This window comes from Vulcanibacillus modesticaldus, from assembly GCF_001730235.1.
GTDB lineage: Bacteria > Bacillota > Bacilli > Tepidibacillales > Tepidibacillaceae > Vulcanibacillus > Vulcanibacillus modesticaldus.
In genome coordinates this window covers 39,760-46,485 of sequence record NZ_MIJF01000008.1, presented here as the reverse complement: position 1 = coordinate 46,485, position 6,726 = coordinate 39,760, and the positions used below count along the sequence as shown (strand labels likewise).

General features: G+C 32.7%; 7 protein-coding genes. 1 reads left to right on the top strand and 6 read right to left on the bottom strand.

The genetic code is table 11. From position 1 onward, the window contains the following. Positions 1-230, top strand: a 230-nt coding sequence (locus tag BHF71_RS12225; protein WP_084024117.1) for a transposase, incomplete at its 5' end; no start/stop codon positions are given. Between the two features lie 42 nt (positions 231-272). Here BHF71_RS12225 and BHF71_RS02360 read toward each other — a convergent pair. The 6 genes from BHF71_RS02360 to BHF71_RS02335 form a co-directional block, all read right to left on the bottom strand. Beyond that, positions 273-839, bottom strand: a complete 567-nt coding sequence (locus tag BHF71_RS02360; protein ID WP_069656070.1) for a lytic transglycosylase domain-containing protein — start codon at positions 837-839, stop codon at positions 273-275. 8 nt (positions 840-847) lie between these two features. Beyond that, complete coding sequence (gene coaE, locus BHF71_RS02355; RefSeq protein ID WP_069656069.1) at positions 848-1,444, bottom strand: dephospho-CoA kinase; 597 nt, start codon at positions 1,442-1,444, stop codon at positions 848-850. A gap of 31 nt (positions 1,445-1,475) precedes the next feature. Continuing rightward, positions 1,476-2,132, bottom strand: coding sequence for a sporulation membrane protein YtaF (ytaF, locus tag BHF71_RS02350; RefSeq protein ID WP_069656068.1), 657 nt, complete (start codon positions 2,130-2,132; stop codon positions 1,476-1,478). 125 nt (positions 2,133-2,257) lie between these two features. Next, entirely contained in the window at positions 2,258-3,082 is an 825-nt protein-coding gene (gene mutM / locus BHF71_RS02345; protein ID WP_069656067.1) for a DNA-formamidopyrimidine glycosylase, read from the bottom strand. An 18-nt stretch (positions 3,083-3,100) separates the two neighbouring features. Then, on the bottom strand, positions 3,101-5,752 hold the full coding sequence (gene polA / locus BHF71_RS02340; RefSeq protein WP_069656066.1) for a DNA polymerase I: 2,652 nt from the start codon (positions 5,750-5,752) through the stop codon (positions 3,101-3,103). 123 nt (positions 5,753-5,875) lie between these two features. Then, a complete protein-coding gene (locus tag BHF71_RS02335; RefSeq protein WP_069656065.1) occupies positions 5,876-6,715 on the bottom strand; it encodes a prohibitin family protein in 840 nt (279 codons plus the stop codon). Between the last annotated feature and the right edge of the window lie 11 nt (positions 6,716-6,726).

The following is a 6,726-nucleotide window of genomic DNA, read 5'->3' as shown; positions in this document are numbered from 1 at the left end:
TAGAAAGAGTATTTGCAGATATGAAAGAGAAACATGGTTTGCGTTGGACTACGTTAAGAGGTTTGAAAAAAGTCTCGATGCAGGCGATGTTAGTTTTTGCTGCCATGAATTTGAAAAAGCTAGCGAATTGGACGTGGAAGAGACGTCCGAATCGCTCTCAATTTTTTATTTCATCCAAGATTTTAAGCATTTTTGACAAAAATAACTTCATACTAGGTAATTTAGCATGAGGTTAGTCTTCAGTCTGAAAGAGTCACCCAAGTGACTCTTTTTTAAAAACGATATTCATATATCCATTTATAACGTTCATAAAAAAATAATACCCTTTGGATATAATGCCTTGTTTCACCATATGGTATCCGATTTACTTTTTCAAGGGTACCATCCCAAATTCCTTCCTTAAACCACTTTGATACTTTATTAGGTCCAGCATTATATGCCGCAATTGTAGCAACTATGTTTCTATCAAACTGATGAAAAATATTTGATACATACCAACTTCCTAAAGCAATGTTTACTTTAGGCTTTGCTAAATCCTCTAACTTATATGAAAAACCTGCTTGATCAATAATCCATATCGCTGTATCAGGCATAATTTGCATCGGTCCTACTGCACCTTTTTTAGAGGTTCTATCCTCTTCAAAACTGGTTTCTACTTGAATAATAGATAAAATCAAAAATGGATCGACATCAAAACGTCTTGAATATTCCTCAATCTCATGTTCATACTTTATTGGATAAATCAATTCCCAGAGCCATTTAGTATTGATCGATAAAAAAACTAAAAAGAGTAATGTATAAATTATTAAATTTTTTTTGGAAATAAATACGCTTAACATTATTTTATTTATCCAACTTTCCCATTTATCTTTTTTATAATGTCAATGACCTGTTTTTTAGTTTCCTCAATGGTTTTATCGTTATAAATTACTATGTCAGCCCATTTAATTTTATCATCCAAAGGGATTTGGGAATTAATCTTAGATAATGCTTCATTTCTATCGATATGATCACGTTCCATTAATCTCTTTATTTGAGATTCTTTATCTACATACACTACAATAATAAGATCAAATAAAGATTCTCTTCTTGATTCAAATAATAATGGAATATCTACGATCACACGTTTGTATGTAACCTGGAGTTTTTTTGCCCTAGATAATATTTCAGAAATAATTATTGGGTGAGTGATCTCATTTAATTTTTTTCGTTTATTTTCATCTTGGAAAATAATATTACCCAATTTTTTGCGATTGATGGATTTATCGGGTAATAAAATTTCCTCACCAAAATAATCAACAATTTTTTTCCAGGCCTCTCTACCAACTTCTACAACTTCTCTAGCAATTAGATCTGCATCAACAACAGGAATCCCCTCATTCATAAAAAGTTTTGTTACTGTACTTTTTCCACTAGCTATTCCGCCTGTTAGCCCTATTAACATTTTATTCACCCTAATACCAGTAATTTTGAATTTAAAAAAATTTCATGATCCCAATAAGCACCAATATTATTCCAGGTACTATGGTAAACTTTTGCAACCATTTGATCTCAGAAAACCAAAACCCCAATCTCATCCCAATACGGATAAACAAGCCACTCATACCTGCTATTGTAATTGCAGTAAATAATGGTTTAAATCCAACCAAAGCAGCTCCTAAACCGGCCCCAAAAGCATCAAGCGAAAGGGCTAAACCCAAAAATACAGCTTCCAAAGATGAAATTTTTCCTGAACGGTCTATATCAGCCTCCATTGGAGTTTTTAATATTTGGATTACTAATCCTAATTTCTTTATTTCAATTGAAAGAAGCTTTTTCCCTTCCTGTTGTGTCTGTTTTTTTATTTCTTCATTATCATTTTGCTTATGATGATTAGATACTTGGAATATTGCCCATAAGCCAACGATAATCAAAATTATTGCACCTATCCATTTTGCTAAATATGGGGATATCATTATACTAATCCATACACCTAATTGCATAGATAATAAAATCATTGATGCAGAAGCCAAACTGATTATGAAAATAGATGTGTTCGGAATTTTTACCTTTCTAAGCCCATATGTTACCCCAACGCCAAAGCTATCTAAACTCACGGCTAATGCTAAAATAAAAAGATAAATAGTGTTCATTCTCTTATCCCCTCCACTGATATTTCTTAAGATGAAGGGGTTAATAAGCCCCTTTTTGAATCTTATATATCTTATGGAAGGAGCTTAGGCACTGTGAATAATGTTTATAGCTTTAGCCGATATTTTTATTTTTGACATGTTGGACAATAATGAGTTCCTCTCCCACCTACCTTTATTTTCTCTATGGGCGTTCCACAATAATGACATGGTAGATTCGTTCGACCGTAGACAATCAAATGATCTTGCATCGATCCTTTTCCATGCAAACTTTCAAACGTCCTAATCGAAGAGCCACCCTTTTCAATTGCTTTATTAAGTACTTCAATCATTGAATTAGTTATCCGGGCTATTTCTTCATCAGTTAAGGAAGTTCCCAATCTTAAAGGATGAATTTTACTCATAGCTAGGGTGTCATCAACATAAATATTTCCCAAACCACTTATTATCGTTTGATCTAATAAAATTTTTTTGATTGCAATATTTCTTTTTTGCACTTTTCTTTTAAATAATTCTTGATCGAATAAAGGGTCTATTGGTTCTTGCCCTAATTTTTTTAAGGAAGCTAATTTTTCTTCTTCTCCCTTAAAGACTAACTCCATTGTTCCGAATTTTCTAACGTCATGGTATTGAAGTTCACTTCCGTCATTAAAGTAAAAAACCACATGAACATGTTTGTCCAAAGAAACACTTTTTTCAGCTTTATATAGATATTTTCCTTCCATCCTTAGATGGGAAACAAGGGTTACTTGATCGAATCTGAATAGGAGGTATTTTCCTCTTCTATCTATCTTATGCAATGTCTGACCCTTTAATAACATCTTAAATTCTTCTATGTCATGTGGATGCCTAATTATCCTAGGATAAAATACATCTACCTTAGTAATTGTTTTGCCGATGATCTGTTTCAGTAATGCTCGCCTAACTGTCTCAACTTCTGGAAGCTCAGGCATATGAATCTCCTTTCCTTGCTACTTGGCTTCGTACCATGTCTTTCCTATGTTTATATCCACTTTAAGTGGTACTTTTAAGTCCATGGCTTCTTCCATAGTTTCTTTTACCAATGTTTTCATTAGATCTATCTCAATAGGATCAACCTCAAAAATTAATTCGTCATGAACTTGTAGTAACAATCTGCTATTTAAATTACGGTCTTCAATCTTGTTTGCGATTCGGACCATTGCTATTTTAATAATGTCTGCTGCTGTTCCTTGGATTGGGGTATTCATTGCTGTCCTCTCTGCAAAACTCCGAATATTGTAATTTGAACTGTTGATATCTGGTAGGTATCTGCGCCGATTCAATAATGTACTCACATATCCTTTTTTCTTAGCTTGCTTGATAATTTCTGTCATATAATTTTTCACACCAGAAAATACAGAAAAATATTTATCGATAAATTCTCCTGCTTCTTTTCTCGATATGTTTAAATTTTGAGATAATCCATAATCACTTATCCCATACACAATACCAAAATTGACTGCCTTAGCTTGTCTTCGCATCAAAGATGTTACCTCATGTTCAGAAACATTAAATACATCCATTGCCGTTTTGGTATGAATGTCTAAATCGTCGATAAAAGCTTGAATTAAATTTTCATCTTCTGAAATATGTGCCAACACCCTCAACTCTATTTGAGAATAATCAGCTGACAAAATCAACCATTCTGATTCTGATGGAATGAATGCTTGTCTAATTTTACGTCCTTCTTCAAGTCTAATTGGGATATTTTGAAGGTTTGGATCAGTGCTACTTAACCGTCCTGTTGCCGTAACTGCTTGGTTGAATGATGTATGGATTTTATGTGTTTCTGGGTCTACTACCTTTAATAAACCTTCAACATATGTGGAATATAATTTTCCTAATTGACGATAATGTAATATTTTACCGATTATCGGATGATATGGCTCAAGTTTTTCTAAAACATCAGCACTGGTTGAATACCCCGTCTTAGTTTTTTTAATCACTGGTAACTGTAGTTTATCAAATAAAATTTCTCCAAGTTGCTTAGGAGAATTTATATTAAACTCTCGACCAGCTAATTCATATATTTCATCTGTTAAACCTTTTAACTTCTGATTAAATTCATCACCCATCTGTTCTAACCGATTCACATCGATTAAAACTCCATTCTTTTCCATTTTAGCCAATACCCTAGATAGTGGTAGCTCAATATCATATAAAAGCTTTTCCATCTTATTTTCAACAATTTTGTTGTTTAACATAGGTACCAAGGAATATATGATGTATGCTTTACTACTTATATGTTCCATAATAACTTCAGGATCTGGTATAACCTTTTTAGCACCTTTTCCATAAATTATATCATCTGCCTGTAAATCATTATAGCCATGTTCTTTAGCGATTTTCGCCAAATCATTTCCACCATCAGCTGGATTTAAAATATAATTACTTAATAATAAATCTGCTGTAACGCCATTCAACTTAAAATTATTCCAATATAATACCATCTCTATCCTTTTGCCATCATATACCCACTTAGGTGCTGTTGGGTCCGATAACCATTCTTTAAGTTCTGTCCAAGCAATCATTTCTTCAAGTGTTAAATATACCTGTTCTTCACCATCTGATAAAGCTAACCCATATATTTCCTTATCATGTGTTTTTTCGTAATTCGTTTCAACATGTAGTGCTATTTGTTCTTTTTTATGGAATTTTTCATTCCAAACCGATTTAATTTCTTTGGAATAAGTTTGATAATCAATCTTCTCGTAATCTTTTTCTAGATTATTTTCTGTGCTTTCAATCCCTAATCTTTCAATTAATGTGTTGAATTCCCAGTTAATAAATAATTGTTTTACCTCTTCTAGATCTGGCTCTTTCACTTTTAAGTCATCTATCTCAAAACCAATTGGTACTTCTTTGAAGATAGTAGCCAATTTTTTACTTAAGAGTGCCTGTTCTTTATTTTCTGCCAATTTTTCTTTAAGTTTTTTTCCTGAAACTTTTTCAATGTTTTCCAAAACACCTTCAACAGTTTCAAATTGATGTAGCAGTTTTATGGCTGTTTTTTCACCGACACCTGGTACACCAGGAATGTTATCTGAAGTGTCACCCATCAATCCTTTAAGATCAATTATTTGTTTCGGAGTCAATTGATATTTATCCATTATCTCTTTTGGACCAAATATATCAACTTCTGTTATGCCCCTACGAGTGAGAAAGATAGAAACCTTATCAGAGGCCAATTGTAGCATATCTTTATCTCCAGTGTAGATGATTGTCTCGATTTCCCTTATTTCAGCTGATTTGCTAATAGTACCGATAATATCATCAGCTTCATATTCCTCTAGCTCAAAATGTTTTATTTGTAAAGCATCTAACAATTTTTTGAGCATTGGAAATTGGCTAGATAATTCACTAGGTGTCTTTTTTCTTTTTCCTTTATAATCCTGATAATCGGTATGCCTAAATGTCACTTTTCCAGCATCAAAAGCAACTAGCATATAATCTGGCTTTATCTCTTTTACTATTTTGATAATAATTTGTGCAAATCCATATACTGCATTTGTATATAAACCTTCTTTATTAGTAAGTAAAGGTAAGGCATAAAATGCCCGATTGGCAATGCTGTTACCATCTATCAATACTAATTTCCCCATTATTTCACCTCATTGAATTCAACGTTTATTAGGAAAGTTTAATCCTCCTGATTTTTAATCATATCACACAATTATTTTAACATGCAAAAACAGCCAACGATATATCGAAGGCTGTTTAAGTATTTATTGATCTATGGAATTTATATCAATAAAAGGAACTGTTCCTCCTGTTACACTTGGTAATTTTCCATCCCATTTTTTAATTTCTTCCATTTGTGCCTCAATTTTTCTTAATTCAATTAACTCAGGGGTAACTTCTTGTTTTTGAAGCCTTAATGATTCAGCCTCTGCCCTTGCTTGCTCAACTTTTTGTTTAGCTTCAATTTCTATCCTTTGTAAGTCAAGTTGAGCTTTTAAAGCTTGTTGTTCTGCAATTTGTTTTTGTTCAATAGCATCATTATATTCTTCACTAAATTTAAACTCAGTGATATTAATATCATCTAATTGCATGTGGTAATTTGCCAACTTGTTAGACAAGGTTTCTTTTATCTTTGCACTTACTTCAGATCTCTTTGATATCAATTCTTCAGCTGTATATAAGGCTGTCACAGCTTTGACAGCTTCACCTACTGCCGGGTCAACAATTCTTTCTTTATACGCTAAACCTACACGTTGATACAAATCTTGTACTTCTTCTGGGATAAGGTGAAAGTTAACAGCTACTGTAGTTGATACAACCTGCAAATCTTTTGAGGCAGCTGTTTCTTCAGATTGTGCTTTTTGTACCCGTACTTCTAATGGGATAACTTTTTGAACAAATGGAATTATAAAATGGATACCTTCTTCCAATGATACTGGTTTTACTGCTCCTAGTTGCAATACTACTCCCCTATGTCCGGCTTCTACGATGACATATGAGTTAAAAGCAATTCCTATAAATAATACTAAAATTAATATAAGGGATATAGTACGTCCTAACTTAAAATTAGACTTAGGCTTCATATCTATTACCTTTTCTTCCATGTTTATTCCTC

Excerpts from the sequence above, each read along its gene's own strand:
- mutM (WP_069656067.1), bottom strand. The coding sequence starts at position 3,082 with ATGCCTGAGCTTCCAGAAGTTGAGACAGTTAGGCGAGCATTACTGAAA.
- coaE (WP_069656069.1), bottom strand. The coding sequence starts at position 1,444 with ATGTTAATAGGGCTAACAGGCGGAATAGCTAGTGGAAAAAGTACAGTA.
- BHF71_RS02360 (WP_069656070.1), bottom strand. The coding sequence starts at position 839 with ATGTTAAGCGTATTTATTTCCAAAAAAAATTTAATAATTTATACATTA.
- ytaF (WP_069656068.1), bottom strand. The coding sequence starts at position 2,132 with ATGAACACTATTTATCTTTTTATTTTAGCATTAGCCGTGAGTTTAGAT.
- BHF71_RS02335 (WP_069656065.1), bottom strand. The coding sequence starts at position 6,715 with ATGGAAGAAAAGGTAATAGATATGAAGCCTAAGTCTAATTTTAAGTTA.
- polA (WP_069656066.1), bottom strand. The coding sequence starts at position 5,752 with ATGGGGAAATTAGTATTGATAGATGGTAACAGCATTGCCAATCGGGCA.